Source organism: Pseudarthrobacter sp. C1, from assembly GCF_034720455.1.
Taxonomy (GTDB): domain Bacteria; phylum Actinomycetota; class Actinomycetes; order Actinomycetales; family Micrococcaceae; genus Arthrobacter.
Genome location: NZ_JAYESK010000008.1, coordinates 71,839 through 89,800 on the forward strand (window position 1 = coordinate 71,839; position 17,962 = coordinate 89,800).

The 17,962-nt window shown below is 65.2% G+C and carries 17 protein-coding genes; 9 read left to right on the forward strand and 8 right to left on the reverse strand.

Annotated elements, in window-relative coordinates:
* Nucleotides 1–1,296, reverse strand: coding sequence for an ABC transporter substrate-binding protein (locus tag U7114_RS14155; protein ID WP_157239291.1), 1,296 nt, complete (start codon nt 1,294–1,296; stop codon nt 1–3).
* Between the two features lie 347 nt (nt 1,297–1,643).
* Nucleotides 1,644–2,864 carry an ROK family protein gene (locus tag U7114_RS14160; RefSeq protein WP_157239293.1) on the reverse strand — a complete coding sequence of 407 codons (1,221 nt, stop codon included), beginning with the start codon at nt 2,862–2,864 and terminating at the stop codon, nt 1,644–1,646.
* 148 nt (nt 2,865–3,012) lie between these two features.
* Between U7114_RS14160 and U7114_RS14165 the strand changes: the two genes are divergently transcribed.
* Genes U7114_RS14165 through U7114_RS14185 form a run of 5 tightly spaced genes read left to right on the forward strand, consistent with a single transcriptional unit; the run spans nt 3,013 to nt 7,640 of the window.
* On the forward strand, nt 3,013–3,753 hold the full coding sequence (locus U7114_RS14165) for a sugar phosphate isomerase/epimerase (RefSeq protein WP_323057709.1): 741 nt from the start codon (nt 3,013–3,015) through the stop codon (nt 3,751–3,753).
* Nucleotides 3,750–4,880 (forward strand): Gfo/Idh/MocA family oxidoreductase, encoded by a 1,131-nt coding sequence (locus tag U7114_RS14170; protein WP_323057710.1) that lies wholly within the window; start codon nt 3,750–3,752, stop codon nt 4,878–4,880. Before U7114_RS14165 ends, U7114_RS14170 begins: the two co-directional genes overlap by 4 nt.
* Nucleotides 4,877–6,079 (forward strand): Gfo/Idh/MocA family oxidoreductase, encoded by a 1,203-nt coding sequence (locus U7114_RS14175; protein ID WP_321215270.1) that lies wholly within the window; start codon nt 4,877–4,879, stop codon nt 6,077–6,079. Before U7114_RS14170 ends, U7114_RS14175 begins: the two co-directional genes overlap by 4 nt.
* A 1-nt stretch (nt 6,080) precedes the next feature.
* Nucleotides 6,081–7,076, forward strand: coding sequence for a sugar phosphate isomerase/epimerase family protein (locus U7114_RS14180; protein ID WP_323057711.1), 996 nt, complete (start codon nt 6,081–6,083; stop codon nt 7,074–7,076).
* A gap of 30 nt (nt 7,077–7,106) precedes the next feature.
* Entirely contained in the window at nt 7,107–7,640 is a 534-nt protein-coding gene (locus U7114_RS14185) for a GNAT family N-acetyltransferase (protein WP_323057712.1), read from the forward strand.
* Nucleotides 7,641–7,658: 18 nt separating this feature from the next.
* Here the strand turns inward: U7114_RS14185 and U7114_RS14190 are convergent, their stop codons facing one another.
* Both U7114_RS14190 and U7114_RS14195 read right to left on the reverse strand, forming a co-directional pair.
* Nucleotides 7,659–9,797, reverse strand: a complete 2,139-nt coding sequence (locus U7114_RS14190; RefSeq protein WP_157239305.1) for a glycogen debranching N-terminal domain-containing protein — start codon at nt 9,795–9,797, stop codon at nt 7,659–7,661.
* A gap of 55 nt (nt 9,798–9,852) precedes the next feature.
* Nucleotides 9,853–10,914, reverse strand: a complete 1,062-nt coding sequence (locus tag U7114_RS14195) for a glycosyltransferase family 4 protein (protein ID WP_323057713.1) — start codon at nt 10,912–10,914, stop codon at nt 9,853–9,855.
* A 220-nt stretch (nt 10,915–11,134) separates the two neighbouring features.
* Between U7114_RS14195 and U7114_RS14200 the strand changes: the two genes are divergently transcribed.
* Nucleotides 11,135–11,833: a DsbA family oxidoreductase gene (locus U7114_RS14200; RefSeq protein WP_157239309.1), complete on the forward strand. Its 699-nt coding sequence runs from the start codon at nt 11,135–11,137 to the stop codon at nt 11,831–11,833.
* Between the two features lie 57 nt (nt 11,834–11,890).
* Complete coding sequence (locus U7114_RS14205) at nt 11,891–12,541, forward strand: TetR/AcrR family transcriptional regulator (protein WP_157239310.1); 651 nt, start codon at nt 11,891–11,893, stop codon at nt 12,539–12,541.
* Nucleotides 12,542–12,575: 34 nt separating this feature from the next.
* Here the strand turns inward: U7114_RS14205 and U7114_RS14210 are convergent, their stop codons facing one another.
* Both U7114_RS14210 and U7114_RS14215 read right to left on the reverse strand, forming a co-directional pair.
* A complete protein-coding gene (locus tag U7114_RS14210) occupies nt 12,576–13,250 on the reverse strand; it encodes a LytR C-terminal domain-containing protein (protein ID WP_321215266.1) in 675 nt (224 codons plus the stop codon).
* Entirely contained in the window at nt 13,243–13,542 is a 300-nt protein-coding gene (locus U7114_RS14215; protein ID WP_199775313.1) for a type II toxin-antitoxin system VapB family antitoxin, read from the reverse strand. The genes U7114_RS14210 and U7114_RS14215 overlap by 8 nt, the downstream gene beginning before the upstream one ends.
* Nucleotides 13,543–13,690: 148 nt before the next feature.
* On the opposite strand from U7114_RS14215, the gene U7114_RS14220 reads away from it, so the two are divergent.
* Together U7114_RS14220 and U7114_RS14225 are read left to right on the forward strand one after the other, a co-directional pair.
* Nucleotides 13,691–14,620, forward strand: a complete 930-nt coding sequence (locus U7114_RS14220; RefSeq protein WP_321215265.1) for a hypothetical protein — start codon at nt 13,691–13,693, stop codon at nt 14,618–14,620.
* 278 nt (nt 14,621–14,898) lie between these two features.
* Complete coding sequence (locus U7114_RS14225) at nt 14,899–16,314, forward strand: stealth family protein (RefSeq protein WP_409339704.1); 1,416 nt, start codon at nt 14,899–14,901, stop codon at nt 16,312–16,314.
* Between the two features lie 9 nt (nt 16,315–16,323).
* On the opposite strand, the gene U7114_RS14230 is transcribed toward U7114_RS14225, so the two are convergent.
* Together U7114_RS14230 and U7114_RS14235 are read right to left on the reverse strand one after the other, a co-directional pair.
* On the reverse strand, nt 16,324–17,277 hold the full coding sequence (locus U7114_RS14230) for a phosphodiesterase (protein ID WP_321215264.1): 954 nt from the start codon (nt 17,275–17,277) through the stop codon (nt 16,324–16,326).
* 164 nt (nt 17,278–17,441) lie between these two features.
* Entirely contained in the window at nt 17,442–17,954 is a 513-nt protein-coding gene (locus U7114_RS14235) for a glutathione peroxidase (RefSeq protein ID WP_321215263.1), read from the reverse strand.
* Nucleotides 17,955–17,962: the final 8 nt, after the last annotated feature.

The window sequence follows — 17,962 nt, forward strand, 5'->3', positions numbered from 1 at the left end:
TCAGAAGGTCGCCTTGGCGGTCTTGATCTCTTCAGCCATCTGCTTGGTTGCGTCATCCGCTGTGGCCGTGCCGGACAGGACCGCGTAGACGTTCTTGTTGATGGCCTGGGAAATCTGCGGGTACACCGGGGAGACCGGCCTGGGCTTGGCACCCTTGACCGAGTCGAGCAGTTCCTTCGCGAACGGCATCTTGGCCAGGACTTCGGGGGCGGAGTAGGCGGCCTCGTTCACCGGCGCCTGGGAGTTGTCCATGGCCACGTGCTTCTGCCACTCCGGGGAGGTGGCGAACTTGATGTAGGCCACGGCTGCGCCCGGGTTGGTGGAGTGGGCGGAGATGGCGAAGTTCCAGCCGCCCAGGACGCCGCTTGGCTTGGCGGAGCCGTCAAAGGAGGGCAGCGGTGCCACGCCGAAGGTGCCTGCCAGGTTGGTGGCGTTCAGGAGGCGGTAGACGTGGGGCCAGTTGCGCTGGTATCCGAAGTTGCCGGACTCGTAGGCCAGGCGTGCGGGATCTTCGTTGTAGGTCAGCACGGCACGGTCCGCGGAACCGTTCTTGATGCCGTCGGCCATGAAGTTCAGGACCTTGCGGGTGGTGTCGTTGTCCACCGCCACTTCGCCGTTGGCATCCAGGACCTCGCCGCCGGCGCTGTAGAGGAGTTCGAGGAAGTTCACCGTCAGGCCTTCATACTGCTTGCCTTGGTAGACCAGCCCGTTGCCTGGGGCCTTGGCTGCCTCTTTGTAGAGCTGCTGCCAGGTTTCCGGCTTGGCCACCTTGTCCTTCTGGTAGTAGATCAGGCCGGCGTTCGTGTAGAAGGGTGCGGCCCAGTACTTGCCGTCGTACTTCACCGTCTCAGTCGTGGACGTGATGAGGTTGTCCTTGATTCCTTCGACCAGTTCGGTCTGGTCAAGCAGCCAGCCCTGGGAGGCGAACTCGGCCGTCCAGATCACGTCCGTCATGAAGATGTCGCACTCGGTGGACTTGCCTTCAAGGCGCTGGACGGCCTGCGTGCGGGATTCGTCCGTCGTGGCACCGATCTCCGTGTACTTCGCCGTCATGCCCGGGTTGGCGGCGTTGAAGGCCGCCGTGGTGTTCTTGTGGATGCCGCTCGCGTCTTTGCCGCCGCACAAATGGATGTTTCCCTTGGCGCCTTCTGCGCTCTTGGGATCGGCTACGGCCGCGGCCGGAGCCTGGGTCGATTCCGATTTCGACGCCGGCTGGTTTCCGCAGCCCGCGAGCATGACTCCCGCTACTACGGTTGCTGCAACACTCTGGGCAAGACGACGGCGTCTTGCTGGCATGGATGCCTTCACGAGTTTCCTTTCGGGGTGGCCTGGTCCGCCCATTCGGTCCACGGCCATAATCGGACGGCCTCAGGTACCGGACAGCGGGACGATGAAGCGGTCAGCCGCAACTTTCAACCGCTATAGGTCAAAAGTATGTAGGCGAGCCGCTGTAAGCAGATTTCCATGGAGTGTGACCCATGTCAACAAGAATCGGATGGGATTTTTCGGTATCCGATTGGATCCCGGGGTACATCTGCCGGTATTCGAGGGCATGCCGCGGCGAGGCCTGCGTGCTTGGGTGCTTGCGTGCCTACGCGCTTGGGTGCACGGACCGTACAGGCCTGGAATTTGGGGGGACGCGCCTAATCAGCCTGGGTGGACGTCCGGATGGCGGTTTCCACCGCTTCGGGCGAGAGGACGTGGTCAATCACCATCCGGCTGGCACCAAGTATTGCGGCGTCTGCCGGAGCTTTGGACTGCTCGATGCGGAGCCGGGACGTGGCAAGCGGCAGCGATCTGCGGTAAACCGCCTCGCGTACCCCCGCCAGCAGCTGGTCGCCGGCGCGCGCCAGGCTTCCGCCCACCACAATGACGGAAGGGTTGAGCAGGTTCACGCAAATTGCGAGTACCTCCCCCAGGTCCCGTCCGGCCTGCCGCAGCGCATGGATGGCCTGGACGTTTCCCTTGGCCGCGAGTTCCACCACGTCTGTACTGGTGGTGGCGTCGATTCCTTCCGCACGCAGCTTACCGGCCAAGGCAGGTCCGGATGCCAGGGCCTCGAGGCATCCGCTGTTGCCGCAGCGGCACAGCACGTCCTCGCCGTCGGGGACCCGGACGTGCCCAAGGTCGCCGGAAGTACCATCTGCGCCACGCTGGATTTGGCCGTTGCTGATGATGCCGGCACCGATGCCCGTGGCCACTTTGACCAGCAACACGTTCTGGAATTCCTGCCAGTGGGCGTACCGCTCACCGATCGCCATGATGTTCACGTCGTTATCCACCAGCACGACCGTGCCCAGCTGCCGGCCAACGAATCCGGCCACATCGAACCCGTCCCAGCCCGGCATGATGGGAGGTTTCACCGGCCGCCCCGTGCTGTGTTCCACAGGACCGGGGAGTCCTATCCCCACTCCGGCAAGATCGCCGACGCGGCGTCCGACGTCTTCCAACAGCTTGCGCCCTATTTCGATGACGCGGTTCAGGACGGGTTCGGGACCTTCCCCAATATCGATCGCTTCGGAGTGCCTGGCAAGGATGGTGGCATTCAGGTCCGTGGCCGCCACCGAGGCATGGGTTGCGCCTATGTCGGCGGCGAGCACCAGCCTGACCCCCGCGTTAAACGCAAATTTCGACGGCGGCCGCCCGCCGGAGGAGGCCGCTTCGCCGGCCGGACCCACCAGGCCCATGGCAAGGAGGGCATCGATCCGGGCGGCAACAGTGGTCCGGGCAAGGCCGGTCAGGTCCGCCAGTTCGGACCGCGTGCGGGGCTTGCCGTCACGGAGCAGCTGGAACAGGTCACCGGTGCGCGAAAGCAGCCCGGCTTCCTGCTGTAGACGCGGTTGTTGCCTCGGAACGATCGCCATACCTAAGGAATAGCACATTCGGAAATACTTTGGTTCGAGTAATCCTTGACTTTTGATTGACTTGCGCCAAAAGTCGCCGTAATTTGTAAAAAACCCAACTCATGTGCTGCGGCGCATGCAACATCGAGCAGCAAGGAATGGGCAGGCCATGGACTACTCGCTTCAGCTTTACACTCTTCGGCGGCCCTTGGAAGAGGACCTTCCCGGAACCATCCGCAGGGTCGCGGACATCGGTTTCACCCAGGTGGAGCCCTACAATTTCGTGGCCACCGCGAAGGAACTGGGCAGTGCCCTGAAAGAGAACGGACTGACGGCGCCGTCCGGCCATGCCCCGCTGCTCAGCCAGGACCAGGACGAAATCTTCGCAGCGGCCAGGGACCTGGGCATCACCACGGTGATCGACCCGTTCATCCCCGCCGACCGCTGGCAGACGGCCGAAGACATCCGTGCCACGGCGGAGAAGCTGAACGAAGCCGCCAAAAAGGGCGCCGAGTACGGCATCCGGGTTGGCTACCACAACCACCAGTGGGAGTTGGAGTCACTCGTCGAAGGCCGGACCGCCCTGGAATACTTCGCCGACCTGCTTGACCCGGAACTGGTCCTGGAAGTGGACACCTACTGGGTGGCCGTGGGCGGGCAGGATCCGGTGGACATCCTCGCCAGGCTCGGTGACCGGGTTAAGCTGATCCACATCAAGGACGGCCCCCTGACCACGGATACCAAGGCCCAGCAACCGGCCGGCAAGGGCCAGGTGCAGGTCCTTGACGTCATCGCCGCAGCAAAGGCCCTGGAGGTGGGCGTGGTGGAATTCGACGACTACGAGGGAGACATCTTCCAGGGCATCGCCGAGAGCCTGGCATTCCTCAACAGCGCAGGAGCCAGCGCATGAGCACCCCCTCCCCCAGCAAAGGCCCGGTGGGCGTCGGCGTCATCGGCGCGGGCAACATCAGCAAGCAGTACCTGGACAACCTCACCACGTTCCCCGACCTCAAGGTCCACGTCATCGCGGACCTCTTCGAGAAAGCCGCCGAAGCCCGGGCCAACGAATACGGCATCCCCGAGTGGGGCGGGGTGGAAAAAGCACTGCACCACCCCGACGTCGAGATCATCGTGAACCTGACCATTCCCGCAGCCCACGTCGAAGTGGCCACAGCAGCCGTACACGCCGGCAAGCACGTCTGGACCGAGAAGCCTTTTTCCCTTGACCGCGAATCAGGCCTGGGGCTCCTCAAAACCGCAGACTCCGCGGGGATTCGCCTGGGCTGCGCCCCGGACACGTTCCTGGGTGCCGGGCTCCAGACTGCACTGCGCCTGATCCAGCGGGGCGACATCGGCACGCCCCGGACCGGCATGACCACCTTCCAGACGCCGGGTCCGGAGTCCTGGCACCCCAACCCCGCCTTCCTGTTCCAGTACGGCGCCGGCCCCCTGTTCGACATGGGCCCCTACTACCTCACCACCCTGGTCCAGGCCTTCGGCTCCATCCGCAAGGTGGCCGCCGTCGGCTCCAAGGCCAAGGACATCCGCGTCATCGGTTCCGGACCCAAGGCCGGCGAGGAGTTCACCGTGGAAGTCCCCACGCACGTCTCGGCCATGGCGCAATTCGAAAGCGGCGCGTCCTCCCACAGCGTCTTCTCCTTCGAATCTCCCCGCACGCGGATGGGATTCGTGGAGATTACAGGCACGGAGGCCACTATCTCCCTGCCGGATCCCAACAACTTCGACGGCGACGTCAGGCTTTGGCGCGCGGGCGACGAAGCCTGGACCACCATCCCGGCCACGGGCCCGGCGAACGGCCGCGGCATGGGCGTCCTGGACATGGCGCGTTCGCTGCGTGCCGGCGTCCCCCACCGCGCCCCCGGCAGCCTGGCCTACCATGTGCTGGACGCCATGGTCTCCATCTCGGAATCCATGGACTCGGGCACCTTTGTGGACGTGGAAAGCTCCGCCCCGGCCTCTGCTCCGCTCCCCGAGGACTGGGCACCGGAGACGCTGACCCTGGGGGAGGGCGCATGAGCCGGGAACCGGGAACCACGGCGCCACTGGGGGTGGCGATGATCGGCTACGCCTTCATGGGCAAGGCACATTCCAACGCGTGGCGGAACGTGGCCAGCTTCTTCGACGTCCCGGCGTTTGAACAAAAGGTCCTGGTTGGCCGCGATGCCGCCGCCGTCTCGGAGGCTGCCGGCAGGTACGGGTGGGCGGAAACGGCCACCGACTGGCGCACTGTCCTGGAGCGGGACGACATCCACATCATCGACGTCTGCGCCCCGGGATGGATGCACGCCGAAATCGCCATCGCCGCCTTTGAGGCGGGCAAGCATGTGCTGCTGGAGAAGCCCCTCGCCAACACCCTGGCGGAGGCCGAGGCAATGACCGCTGCGGCGCAGGCCGCACGGGCCAGGGGCGTCCAGTCGATGGTCGGGTTCAACTACCGCAGGGTGCCTGCCCTTGCCCTTGCCAAGGAGCTGATCGCCGAGGGCAGGATCGGCACGGTACGGCACGTCCGTGCCGCCTACCTGCAGGACTGGCTGGCTGACGACCAGGCGCCCATGACCTGGCGGCTGAAGAAGGAAACAGCCGGCTCCGGCGCCCTGGGTGACATCGCCTCCCACGCCATCGACCAGGTGCTGTTCCTCCTGGGGGACCGGGTCACCGAGGTCACCGGCCGCCTGCACACCTTCGTGAACCGGCGCCCCGGCACGAGCGGTCCCGCAGGCGGCCTTGAGGATGTAACGGTCGACGACGCCGCCTGGGCAACATTGTCCCTCGCCTCGGGAGCAGTCGCCTCAGTGGAGGCCTCCCGGGTGGCCACCGGACGGAAGAACTCCCTCCAGCTTGAGGTCTACGGCGACAAGGGCGCCCTCCGGTTCGACCTGGAAAACCTCAATGAGCTTGCGTTCCTGGATGCCACCGCACCCGCCCGGGAGCAGGGATTCCGCCGCATCCTGGTCAACGAGCCCGAGCACCCGTACCTTAAGGCGTGGTGGCCGCAGGGCCACATCATCGGCTGGGAGCACACCTTCACCCACGAAGTCCGCGACTTCCTGCTTGCCGTCAGCTCCGGAACCGCGCCGTCGCCGTCGTTCGAGGACGGGCTGGCCGTCCAGCGCATCCTGGACGCCGTGGAGGAATCCGCCGCCGCGAAGAGCGCCCTCATCCAACTGGCCCCCGCCAACCCGGCCGCCACCGCCACCCACCCGCAAGGAGCCTGACATGCCCCGCCCGTTTACCCTGTTCACCGGCCAGTGGGCCGACCTGCCCTTCGAAGAGGTGGCCAAACTGGCCTCCGGCTGGGGCTACGACGGCCTGGAAATCGCCGTCTCCGGGGACCATATGGACGCCTGGCGCTGGGACGAACCCGGCTACGTGGAGTCCAAGCTCGCCGTACTGGAAAAGTACAACCTGAAGGTTTGGGCCATTTCCAACCACCTCAAGGGCCAGGCCGTGTGCGATGACCCCATCGACTTCCGCCACCAGGACATCGTGGGCGCCAAGGTCTGGGGCGACGGCGACCCCGAAGGCGTCCGCCAGAGGGCCGCAGAGGAAATGAAGCACACCGCCCGGCTCGCCAAGGCACTCGGGGTGGACACCGTCGTCGGCTTCACCGGCTCCTCCATCTGGCAGTACGTGGCCATGTTCCCGCCCGTCCCGGAAAAGGTCATCGACGCCGGCTACCAGGACTTCGCCGACCGCTGGAACCCCATCCTGGATGTCTTCGACGAATGCGGCGTCCGGTTCGCCCACGAAGTCCACCCGTCCGAGATCGCCTACGACTACTGGACCACCGTCCGCACCCTCGAGGCGATCGGACACCGCGAAGCGTTCGGCCTGAACTGGGACCCCTCCCACATGATGTGGCAGGGAATGGACCCCGTTTCCTTCATCTGGGACTTCAAGGACCGGATCTACCACGTGGACTGCAAAGACACCAAGATCCGCCAGACCGGCCGCAACACGGTCCTGGGCTCCCACCTGCCCTGGGGCGATCCGCGCCGCGGGTGGGACTTCGTCTCCGCCGGCCGCGGCGACGTCCCCTGGGAAGCCTCGTTCCGCGCCCTTTCCGCGATCGGCTATGACGGGCCTATCTCCGTCGAATGGGAAGACGCCGGCATGGACCGCCTGCACGGCGCCCCCGAAGCCCTCGCGGCCCTCAAGAAGTTCGACTTCCCGCCATCGAGCACGTCCTTCGACGCCGCCTTCAAGCAGTAGCTCCCGGGGGCACGCACGTAGAATCCCTGCATGACCCACACCATCCGCCCGGCAACAACGGACGACGCCGGGGCGCTGGCAGCCCTGGCAACCGTCACCTTTCCGCTGGCGTGCCCGCCGTCGACGTCGCCTGAAGACATAGCAGCGCACCTGGCGAACACCCTCAGCGAACAGCACTTCCGGACGTACCTCAGTGACCCGGACGTCACCGTCCTGGTGATAGACGGGGAGGGCGCCCTCCGCGGGTACAGCCTCCTGGTGAACCGTCCCGCGGCGGACCCGGATGTGTCCGCGGTGCTGACATTGACGCCGTCGGTGGAGCTCAGCAAGTGCTATGTGCATCCCGGGCACCACGGCCTGGGCGCCGCTGCGGAGCTGATGCACGCCAGCCTCCAGGCGGCGGCCGGATCAGGCGCAGCCGGTGTGTGGCTCGGGGTCAACAGCCAAAACGCGCGGGCCATCCGCTTCTACGAGAAGTCAGGGTTCCGCAGGGTGGGAACCAAGTCTTTCCGGCTGGGAAATACCGTGGAGCACGATTTCGTGCTGGAGCGAGCCCTCCCGTGACCATCCCCCACTACCCTCTTACACGTACTCAGCCGGGTAAGCCAGTGGCGGGCGCGGTTCCGCCAGGAGCTTGAGGCCCGGCGGCAGCCCCTCCACGGTGCCGTGGGTCCCGGACGCCCTGATGTTGATGCGGGCGGTGTCCAGCAGCACGTTTTCGGCCCGGAACTCGCCCACCTCCTCCGGAAGGATCGGCGCCAGGTGCACTACCCCGTGCGTGAAGACGGGGTCGAAGCGGAGCAGGGCCCGGACCAGTTGTATGGGCGCCGCCGCCGCCCATGCCTGCGGCGAGCAGGCGGTGGGGTATGCCACCGGTCCGGAGAACTCGCCGCGGTCGAAACCGCAGAACAGTTCGGGCAGCCTGCCGTCAAAATGCTCAGCGGCCTCGAAGATGCCGGTGGCCACCCGGCGCGCCTCCTCCACGAATCCGTAGCGCATCAGCCCGGTTGCCACCAGGGCCGTGTCATGCGGCCACACCGAGCCGTTGTGGTAGCTCACCGGGTTGTAGGCGCCCATGTCCGAGCTGAGGGTGCGGATTCCCCAGCCGGTGAACATCTGCGGGGACATCAGGTGCTCCACCACGGAAGCCGCCTTGTCCTCATCCACGATGCCCATCCAGAGGCAGTGCCCCATGTTTGAAGTACACGCGTCCACCGGCCGCTTGTCCTTATCCAGCGCCACGGCGAAGTAACCCTTGTCCGGCAGCCAGAACTTCTCGTTGAAGGCGGCCTTCAAATCCGCGGCGCGTTCAGCCCAGTGCTGTTCCAGGGCGCGGTCGCCGCTCCAGCGGGCCAGCAGTGACCGGCCCACATAGGCGGAGTAAACGTAGGCCTGGACTTCGCAGAGGGCAATGGGCGCCTCCGCCATGGTCCCGTCCGCGAAGTTGATGCCGTCCCAGGAATCCTTCCACCCCTGGTTGACGAGTCCATGGTCGTTGGGCCGGATGTACTCCACGAACCCGTCGCCGTCGCGGTCCCCGTACTTCTCGATCCACTCCAAAGCCCTGTCCACGTGGGGCACCAACGGCTCCACAATGTCCTTTGACTGCCCCCACCTGCTCAGCTCGCCAACCAGGGCCGCAAACAGCGGCGTGGCGTCAGCGGTGCCGTAGTAGGCGCTGCCCCCCAGCGCCAGCCCCGCGGTGACGCCCAACCTCACCTCGTGCGGGATGCGCCCCGGTTCTTCCTCGGAGTCCGTGTCCACCTTCGTCCCCTGGAGGCCGGCCAAGGTCTGCAACGTCCCGGCCGCCAGTTTGGGGTCCACCATCAGGCTCATGTAGGAGGAGAGGATGGAGTCGCGGCCGAAGAGCGCCATGAACCAGGGGGCGCCGGCGGCGACGGCTACCCGTTCCGGATGGTGCGGGTCGAAGATCCGCAGGGATCCCAGGTCGCTTTGGCTGCGGTTCAGCAGATCCTGCAGGTTGGCGTCCGACACGGTGATCAGCGGGACGTTCTGCTCCCAGTGCCGGTGCCGGCGGGCGCCCTCCCGGTGGTGCGGCAGCCCGTCCTCGCTGAAGGCGTCGGCGGGGGCCTGCCCGTTGATCAGGGGGACCACAATGATGCTGGTAGCCCACTTGCCGCGGGGTGGAATGGTGGCGCGGAAGCGGAGCCCGTCTGTGCTGACGGCGGCGCCGCGGGCCCGGACGGCCGTTCCCCGCCGTTGGCCGTTGCGGGCGCTTTCAATCACGAGCTGGCCGTCGCGGACCGTGCGGACGGCCTCGGCATGCTTTGACGTGCGGCCCACCTTGACGTCGAAAAGATCGTCCTGGTCTGCACCAACGAGGAGTTCGATGTCGCATTCCACAGGCTCAGCCGAGTAGTTCTCCAGCGTGATGTCGTCCTGCAGGCCGGGGCCGATGTGGCGGGTTTGACGGACCACCAGCGGGCTGTCGAACCGGCCGTCCGGCCACTGGGCCCTCCCAACGAAGGTGGCTTCGAAGGGCTTGGGCCGTTGCGCCGCCAACGGTTCACGCAAGGAGCCATTTACTCGGAGGATCCAGTGGGAAATGATGCGCGTGTCCTGGTAGAAAGCACCGTTCGTGCCGGTGTCTGAACTGATGTCCCCGGTGCCGGAAGAGATGCAGAACGAGGATCCTTCCAGCACCGTCACCGAACCTGATTCGGATGCGGCGGCCTCGGTGTCGGCGTTCCATGCAGTCAAGGGAAAGGGCTCCTTCGCTAGGAGGCGGACTTACCGCGGTTCGGAAGACCGTCCCTTAAAGATTCTGGTGCAAACCGATCGCATCCGGAACCCCTGGGGGAGCCTCCCCTGCGAGCAGCTTCTCGAAGAGCCGGAGGTGCTCGTTCACCATGCGTTCCTCGCTGAACCGTTCCGCGGCGGCCTTTCGGCAAGCTGCACGGCTGAGGCTCTCCGCCTCATGCACAAAGCCCGCCAGCTGCTCCGTGCTTCCCAGGTACCCGGTCCGGCCATGGTCGATAATTTCGGGTGCGGAACCTACCCGGGTGCCTATTACAGGGGTGCCTGTGGCAAGCGCCTCGATCATGACCAGCCCGAAAGGTTCAGACCACTGAATCGGGTTGAGGAAGGCCAGCGCCTCGCCCATCAGCCGATACTTGATGGCGTCGTCCACTTCGCCGACGAAGTCCTCATTGGGCCCCAGCATGGGCTCGATGACCTCACGGAAATACCGGATTTCGTCGGGGTCGCGCATCTTGACCGCTATCCGCAGCGGCAGTCCCGCCTCCCTGGCGATCATAATGGCCTCCAGCAGTCCCTTATCGGCGCAGGCCCGCCCGACGAAGCACAGGTAGCCGCCGGTCCCCGACCCCATCGGAACGGAGGAAACGTCCATCCCGTGGTGGATGACCCGCGTCACCGGCACCTCCGGTGCGCGCGAGCACTGGTCCCGGGAGATAGCGATCACAGCCGCCCTCCGACCGATGGCACGGTAGATATCCACTGCGTCCGCACTGAGCGGGCCGTGGATTGTCGTTGCCACCGGGACCTGGTCAGGCCGCTCCACGTACAGGGGGCCGGTGAGGGTGTGGTCATGGATGATATCCACGTCCCCCATGGCTGCGTACGCCCGGACTACGTGGCTCAGCTCAGAGATGGCTAAACCGAGTCCGTCACTGTGGGCAGGCCGCATGCCCGGAGCCCGGGGGACAGCGCATGTGCTGTCCGAGGGAGCTGCCAACACGACGTCATGCCCGGCCGCCGCAAAGCCTCTGGCGAGGCTGTCCACTACTCTTTCAATGCCACCGTACGTTACCGGTGGAACAGGGATCCAAGGTCCTGCAACCAGTCCTATCCGCATTCCTGGCCTCGCCTAGAACGGGCCTGGCTCCCCAGCCGGGCCGGGCAATACTGTCCGCGGAACCTGATATGTCCCGCGGTCTAATTCAGAATCATCCGGTGGCATCTGCTTAGCCTTCAACTCAGACTATGGCGCAGGATTGGCGGCAGACAAGACCCACTGTGCGGCAACTAACACCGGGCTCCGGAATGGCGGCCCGAAATCCGCGGTTACGTCCAACATGAAGATAGAGATCTGGTCCGATGTTGCCTGCCCGTGGTGCTTTATTGGCAAGCGGCGCTTCGAAGCTGCCCTGGCGGCCTTCCCGCACCGTGATTACGTGGACGTGACCTGGCGCAGCTACCAGCTGGACCCCACCCTTCCCGAGCACTATGACGGCACGGAACTCGAGTACCTGAGTTCCCGCAAGGGCATCCCCGCAGAGCAGGTCTCGGCGATGTTCGGCCACGTTGCCGGCCAGGCGAAGGCCGAGGGCCTGAATTACCGGTTCGACTCGGTGGTGGTGGCCAACAGCTTCACCGCGCACCGCCTGATCCACCTTGCCGCTGCCCACGGCAAGCAGGATGCTGCAAAGGAACGCCTGCTCAGCGACCACTTCGAGCATGGCAAGGACATCGGCAGCCGGCAGTACCTTGCGTCGCTCGGCGTCGAACTCGGCATCGACCCCGGCGCAGTGGATGAGCTCTTCACCACGGACAAGTACGCGGACGCAGTCCGCTTCGATTTCGAGGAGGGCCGGTCCCTGGGCATCAGCGGCGTCCCGTTCTTCGTGATCGACCGGAAGTACGGACTCTCCGGGGCACAACCCGTTGAGACCTTCACTGCCGCCTTGAACCAGGCATGGCAGGAAGCCAATCCCCTTGTCATGGTCAACTCCGGCGAGGGGGAGGCCTGCGGACCGGACGGCTGCCCGGCGTAGGAAAGTGCGGCAGGAAAGGGCGGGGCGTTTACTGACACATGGCGGTAAAGTGTCTGTATGCCCAGGATTTCAGCGGCCAGTAATGCCGAGCAGCGAGCGGACACCCAGCGCCGCATCCTTACGGCCTTCGGCGAACTCCTTTTCTCCCATGGCCTGCCCGGGCTGACCATGACGGACGTGGCACGGCACGCCGGGGTGGGCCGGACCGCCGTCTACAACTACTACGCGGACATCGAAGAGCTGCTGATTTCCTACGCCCTGGATGAGACTGAGAAGTTCCTCTCCGAACTGCGGGACTCCCTGGGACGACTGGACAACCCCGTGGACAGGCTCGCGCTGTACGTCCGCGCGCAGGTGGTGGACCTCAGCCGCCGCCACCTCCCGCCGGGGCCTGCCATGGGAGCGGTGCTCTCGCCGTCGTCCTTTGCCAAACTCGCCAACCACGTGGGCGAGCTGAGCGTCCTGCTGCAGGGGATCCTGCGGGACGGAATGGAGCAGGGCTACCTTCCTGTGGCGGACGTCAACCAGCAGGCACAGCTGATCCTGGGCACGCTGTCCTCCAGCGCGGCCAGGGGCAGCGATGAGCCCGCCGAACTGGAAGCCCGGGTGGCCAGGACGGTCCGCTTCATCCAGCTCGGGGCCGGGGCAAGGTTCGACGACGACGGCCGCCCCGTCCGGCTGGCCCCGCTTCCCGCGGTGGCTGGCTAAGCAGCACCACAGTGGGCGGGCGGCCAACCCCGCGTCACGGAGTGGGCGCTGCAGAGGGGATGACTGGCCATTTGTCGTCGTCGGCAACCCGGCGGCTTTCCCGCGGACAACCCAGCTTTCCGGGCGTCTGGTCAACGAGCTCGGGCGGGGCCAGCGCCTTGTAGTCCTGGGAGAGGATCACGTCCACGCTTCCGTCTGTCCTGCTGTCCTGGAAGTAGTCCGAACCCGGCAGGTTGCGCTGGACACTGAAGGCAGCGGCCTGCCCGGCCGCCCCGGAAACCACGGCGGCAATGCCACGGTAGCCTGCGTCGATGTTGGACACCGCGCCCACTACGAACTTCCTGGCCAGGAACTCATCCGCCACCGAGCGGGCCAGCCCGGGCCTGCTGGTGGAGTTATAGACGTTGAGGTTGATCTGCTCGTGGGGGGTGTAGTCAAAGGTGGCGGCCGGGCAGGTGGAAACGGCCTCCTCGGCCGGCGCTGCGGCAGGAAACTTCAGCCGTTCGTCGATGATGGCCAGCGCGGTGATGATGGCCGCAACGATGAGGCCGATCAGGAGGACCAGGACAACCCCGTGCAGCGCCCGGCGGCGCACGCGCGCTGTATCGTCGGCGTCGCGGGCCGCTTCAAAGGTGGCCCGCAGTTCGGGGCCGGTGACAACGTGGTGGCCGTGGAGGACACTGACGTCCTGCTGCTTTTTCCTAGCCATCTATCACCAGGACGCGAGCGTGGATTGCGGTGCGCTGGTGCAGGGCGGTGCGGACGGCGCGGTGCAGCCCGTCCTCCAGGTACAGGGTTCCCTGGTACTGCACCACGTGCGGGAATAGGTCACCGAAAAAGGTGGAGTCCTCGGCCAGCAGCGCTTCCAGGTCAAGGGTGCGTTTGGTGGTCACCAGCTCATCCAGCCGGACGGGCCGCGGCGGGAGCGAGGCCCAGTCCTTCGGCGTCATGTAACCATGGTCGGGGTAAGGGCGGCCCTCGCCCACAGCTTTGAATATCACCTTGCCACACTAGGCATCCTGCACGTCCAGCGAAAGTGCCCGGGCGTGCCTGTTGCAGGTTGTGGCCAAACAGTGACCATGTGTCACATGCGGTGCCCAAGGCCCGCCAGGAACAGCCCGCCCCCGGCACTGCTGAGAGAATAGATGTATGACAGTATCCGAGTCCCCCGCCGTGCCCGCACCAGGAGCCCATGCACGAGCCACACCGCCTCTGGCACTCCTGCTCGACGTGGACGGGCCGGTGGCAAGTCCGGTCACCCGCGATGTGAAGCGGGAGATCATCGACGACCTGGTGGCCCTCGCCGCCGCCGGCATCCCCGTTGTTTTCAACACCGGGCGCTCTGACGCGTTCATCAGGGAACAGGTCATGGAACCCATGATCGCCGCCGGGATTCCGTCAGGCACCATCATCCACGCCGTCTGCGAGAAGGGCGCCGTCTGGTTCAGCTACACCGCGGCCGGGCCCGGCCCTATCCACGTGGACCGCGAACTCGCCGTGCCGGCAGCCTACGGGGACGACATCCGGCGGATGGTGGCAGAGGACTATGCAGCGCACATGTTCTTTGACGAAACCAAGCGGGCCATGGTGTCCGTGGAGCAGCACATCGAGGTGCCAAGTGCCGAGTACCTGGCGGAGCAAAAACTCTTCGACGCCGACGCCATGGACCTGATGGCCCGCCACGGGCTGGGAGTGGTGCGGCTGGACCACCACGCCCCCAATTCCGACGACGAGGTGGACTACCGGGTGGACCCCACCATCATTTCCACGGACATTGAATCGGTGCGGCTTGGGAAGGACCTGGGAGCCAGCCGGGCAGTGGAGCTGCTCGCGGCACAGGGCATCACCCCGGAGGCCTGGCGGACCGTTGGCGATTCGCGCACGGACTATGCCATGGCTGACTGGCTTCACCACAACGACCACCCGGTCAAGCACGTGGATGTCCGGCCCGCGGACGGCATCCCGGAAAAACCGTACCAAGTCCTGACCGCCGAGGACCTGGGGCTTCCGGCGTCCGTAATCCATGACGACGCCGGCGGTGCTTTCCTCCGCAGCTGGCGGGAGGCGCTGGGCGGCTGAGCCCCTTCCGGGCATCGGCTGCCCGAACCCCTGCCGTTTTACCGGCGGGGCTATCATGCACATAGGAACGCTAACTAATACGCAGCACGGAGACCACCATTACAGAAGCACCGGTTCAAGACGAGGTCTACTACGGCGGCCAGGCATCCGTAGAGGAACAATTTCACGCAGAGATCACCTCCGCAGAAGCTGAGCAGCGCCTCAACCCGCGCCCTGATGTCATTACGCACAAGGGCCGCATCGCCCTGATCAACTACAACAGGACTCCCTACCAGGCCATGGTGGAGGACCTGCTGTTCGTCAGGAATGTGCTGGCCAACGCCGGCCTGGCATACCTGCTGGTCAGGGGCAACAACGACCGCCCTGTCATTGCCTTGGACTGGAAAGACAGGAAGAAGCTCCGGGCCGCCCTGGTGGAAGCCTGCCAGGACGAACCCTTCTACTCCATGACCGTGGACGCCAAGAAGAAAACCTCCCTCCTGGTTGCGGACGGTGAACTCTCCTCCAACCGGCAGGCGCGCATCTTCCGCCTGTACCGGCCGCGGGTGGAGCCGGCCGGCGGCTTCGAGTTCGGTGCCTCCGCGGGTGTCCAGATTGAGCTTTGGTCCTTCAAGGGCGACGAGATCATCCTGCCGATCGAGAACTCCCTCACACGCAGGACCCTGCTCCGGCAGGACGCCGTCCGAGGCACCGTTGAACGCTACGGCCACACCTGGCCCACCATCGAGAACATGTTCGCGGACCACGCGAGCGACATCAGCTTCGACATCGACCTGGTGTTCTCCTGGGTGGACGGCAGCTCCCCTGAGTACATAGCCGCCCGGCGGGCCCAACAGAAGGACGTTGTCCTGGGCGAGGGCGATGACCACGAGGCCCGCTTCCGGCAGATCAACGAGCTCAAGTACGCGCTGCGGTCCGTCTACATGTTTGCGCCCTGGATCCGCCGCATTTTCATTGCCACGGATTCACCGGCACCCGCGTGGCTGGCGGAACACCCGTCCGTGACCATCGTCCGCAGTGAGGAGTTCTTCTCGGACCCCTCCGTGCTGCCCACGCACAACTCCCAGGCGGTGGAGTGCCAGCTCCACAACATCGAAGGCCTGTCCGAGCACTTCCTGTACTCCAATGACGACATGTTTTTCGGCCGGCCGGTCAGCCCGGACCTGTTCTTCACCCCGGGAGGCATCACCAAGTTCATCGAGGCCGAAACCCGGATCGGCCTGGGCGAGAACGCTGCAGAGCGCAGCGGGTTCGAGAACGCGGCCCGCGTCAACCGCAAGCTGTTGTGGAACAGGTTCGGCCGCATCACCACCCGGCACCTGGAGCACACCGCAGCGCCGCTGCGGCGCAGCGTGGTGGCGAAGATGGAGCGCGAGTTCCCGGAGGAATTCCGAAAGACGGCGGCCAGCCGCTTCAGGGCGGCGGACAACATCTCCGTGACCAACTCCTTCTACCACTACTACGCCCTGCTCACGGGCCGGGCAGTAACCCAGACGGCGGCGAAGGTCCGTTACGTGGACACCACCATGCGGACGGGACTGAACTACCTGCCCAAGCTGCTGGCCAAGCGGAACATGGATTTCTTCTGCCTGAACGATGGCAGCTTCCCCGAGGTGGATGCCGACGAGCGCGCCGCACTGGTGACGGACTTCCTGGAGAAGTACTTCCCCATCAAGGCGCCCTGGGAAAAGTAGGCGGGCGGCCTACCGGCTTGTGGGGAGCCCGAGCTTCGCGCTGTTCGGCTGCTTGAGCTTCGCGCTGTTCCGCTGCTTGGCGGTTTCCGGAATCCGGATCCCGGCTGAGGCCAGCCGGAACTCGGTTTCTTCCGGCGAGACGTACTCCCCCACTGTCGTGGACCTTCCCAGCGGAACCACCGAGTGGACGATGGTGTGCTCGTAAACATGCACCAGGTTGAAGGATTGCCCGCCGTCCTGGCCCCGGGTGCCGCCAACGGGAACATTGAGGTCCTGGGTGTAACAACTGGCCGACGCCACCGATACCGGGATGCCGGCGAAGCTCGCCGTCGTCGAATAATGCAGGTGGCCCGCGAGGATGGTGCGGACATCAGAGTTCCGGACTACTGCCTCAAGAGACGCCTGGTCACGCAGCTCCACCAGGACCGAGAGATCCAGGACGGAGGGTATGGGCGGGTGGTGCAGCGCCAGGATGGTGCCGTCAGGAGCGGGCGTGTCCAGCTCCCGCGTCAGCCAGTCCAGCTGCGCCGGGCTCAGCTCGCCGTGGTGATAACCGGGAACTGAGGTGTCCATGGTGATGACGCGCAGCCCGTTGACGAAGTAGCTCTTGTCCACCGGCGCGTCATTGGGGGCTTCGTCCAACAGTCCCGCCCGGAAGTTTTCGCGGTTGTCGTGGTTACCCATCGCCCAGATCACCTCGGCGCCGAGTTCCTCGCAGGCGGGCTCAACGATTGCCCGCAGTTTCACGTAGGCTCCCGGATCGCCCTTGTCGGCGAGGTCGCCGGTGAAGATCACGGCCTCCGGACGCGCCCCGGACGCCTTCACCTCTTCGAAGAGCTGGATAAGGCGTGCTTCGCTGTCAACGACGCCGTAAAGGGGATCCGGACCTCCCATCAAGTGGGGATCGCTCAGGTGGAGTAGGAAGTGGCGTGGCCGGGGATGTTCGGCCTCGATGTGCTCCATTGCTGCCTCTGTGGTCGGTGGGAAACGGCGCTTCCCTTGTACCCTTCAGTAATGTTTATCCAATCAGACATTTGGCAAACTTTGGGTGAATCGCCGTAGTTGATGTGAAAAAAAATGAAAGAACTGCGCTTTTCGGCCGTCCGGTTCGGCGAAGCGCCCCTTTTTCAACAGAGGGCCTCCTCGACGGCGTCGATAACCTCCGCCGAATCGGGCTCCACGGTTGGCGCGAAGCGGTTCACCACCTGGCCGTCCCTGTTGACCAGGAACTTCTCAAAGTTCCATTTCACCAATCCGGGCAGCAGCCCGCTTTTGAACTTGGTGAGCTCCGCGTAAAGGGGGTGCTGGTTCCTGCCGCGGACGTCCGCCTTGAGGGTGAGGGGGAAGGTGACCCCGAAGTTGCGCTGGCAGAATTCGGCGATTTCGCTGTCGCTGCCCGGTTCCTGCCCTGCGAACTGGTTGCACGGGACGCCGAGTACTTCAAACCCCCGGTCCCGGAACTTTTGATACAGCGTCTCCAGCCCCGTGTACTGGGGCGTGAACCCGCAGTTGGAGGCAACGTTGACCACCATCACCACTTTGCCCTTGAACCTGCCAAAATCGGTCGGGGAACCGTCGTTCAGGGTCAGCGGAACCCGGTACAGGTCAGTTACAGGCGGCTTCCCCAAGAAGTTGTCCATGCATGGAA

What these genes read in the sequence shown, in the direction of transcription:
- U7114_RS14155 (WP_157239291.1), bottom strand. Translation starts at nt 1,296, where the DNA reads ATGCCAGCAAGACGCCGTCGTCTTGCCCAGAGTGTTGCAGCAACCGTA.
- U7114_RS14160 (WP_157239293.1), bottom strand. Translation starts at nt 2,864, where the DNA reads ATGGCGATCGTTCCGAGGCAACAACCGCGTCTACAGCAGGAAGCCGGG.
- U7114_RS14165 (WP_323057709.1), top strand. Translation starts at nt 3,013, where the DNA reads ATGGACTACTCGCTTCAGCTTTACACTCTTCGGCGGCCCTTGGAAGAG.
- U7114_RS14170 (WP_323057710.1), top strand. Translation starts at nt 3,750, where the DNA reads ATGAGCACCCCCTCCCCCAGCAAAGGCCCGGTGGGCGTCGGCGTCATC.
- U7114_RS14175 (WP_321215270.1), top strand. Translation starts at nt 4,877, where the DNA reads ATGAGCCGGGAACCGGGAACCACGGCGCCACTGGGGGTGGCGATGATC.
- U7114_RS14180 (WP_323057711.1), top strand. Translation starts at nt 6,081, where the DNA reads ATGCCCCGCCCGTTTACCCTGTTCACCGGCCAGTGGGCCGACCTGCCC.
- U7114_RS14185 (WP_323057712.1), top strand. Translation starts at nt 7,107, where the DNA reads ATGACCCACACCATCCGCCCGGCAACAACGGACGACGCCGGGGCGCTG.
- U7114_RS14195 (WP_323057713.1), bottom strand. Translation starts at nt 10,914, where the DNA reads ATGCGGATAGGACTGGTTGCAGGACCTTGGATCCCTGTTCCACCGGTA.
- U7114_RS14200 (WP_157239309.1), top strand. Translation starts at nt 11,135, where the DNA reads ATGAAGATAGAGATCTGGTCCGATGTTGCCTGCCCGTGGTGCTTTATT.
- U7114_RS14205 (WP_157239310.1), top strand. Translation starts at nt 11,891, where the DNA reads ATGCCCAGGATTTCAGCGGCCAGTAATGCCGAGCAGCGAGCGGACACC.
- U7114_RS14210 (WP_321215266.1), bottom strand. Translation starts at nt 13,250, where the DNA reads ATGGCTAGGAAAAAGCAGCAGGACGTCAGTGTCCTCCACGGCCACCAC.
- U7114_RS14220 (WP_321215265.1), top strand. Translation starts at nt 13,691, where the DNA reads ATGACAGTATCCGAGTCCCCCGCCGTGCCCGCACCAGGAGCCCATGCA.
- U7114_RS14225 (WP_409339704.1), top strand. Translation starts at nt 14,899, where the DNA reads ATGGTGGAGGACCTGCTGTTCGTCAGGAATGTGCTGGCCAACGCCGGC.
- U7114_RS14230 (WP_321215264.1), bottom strand. Translation starts at nt 17,277, where the DNA reads ATGGAGCACATCGAGGCCGAACATCCCCGGCCACGCCACTTCCTACTC.
- U7114_RS14235 (WP_321215263.1), bottom strand. Translation starts at nt 17,954, where the DNA reads ATGGACAACTTCTTGGGGAAGCCGCCTGTAACTGACCTGTACCGGGTT.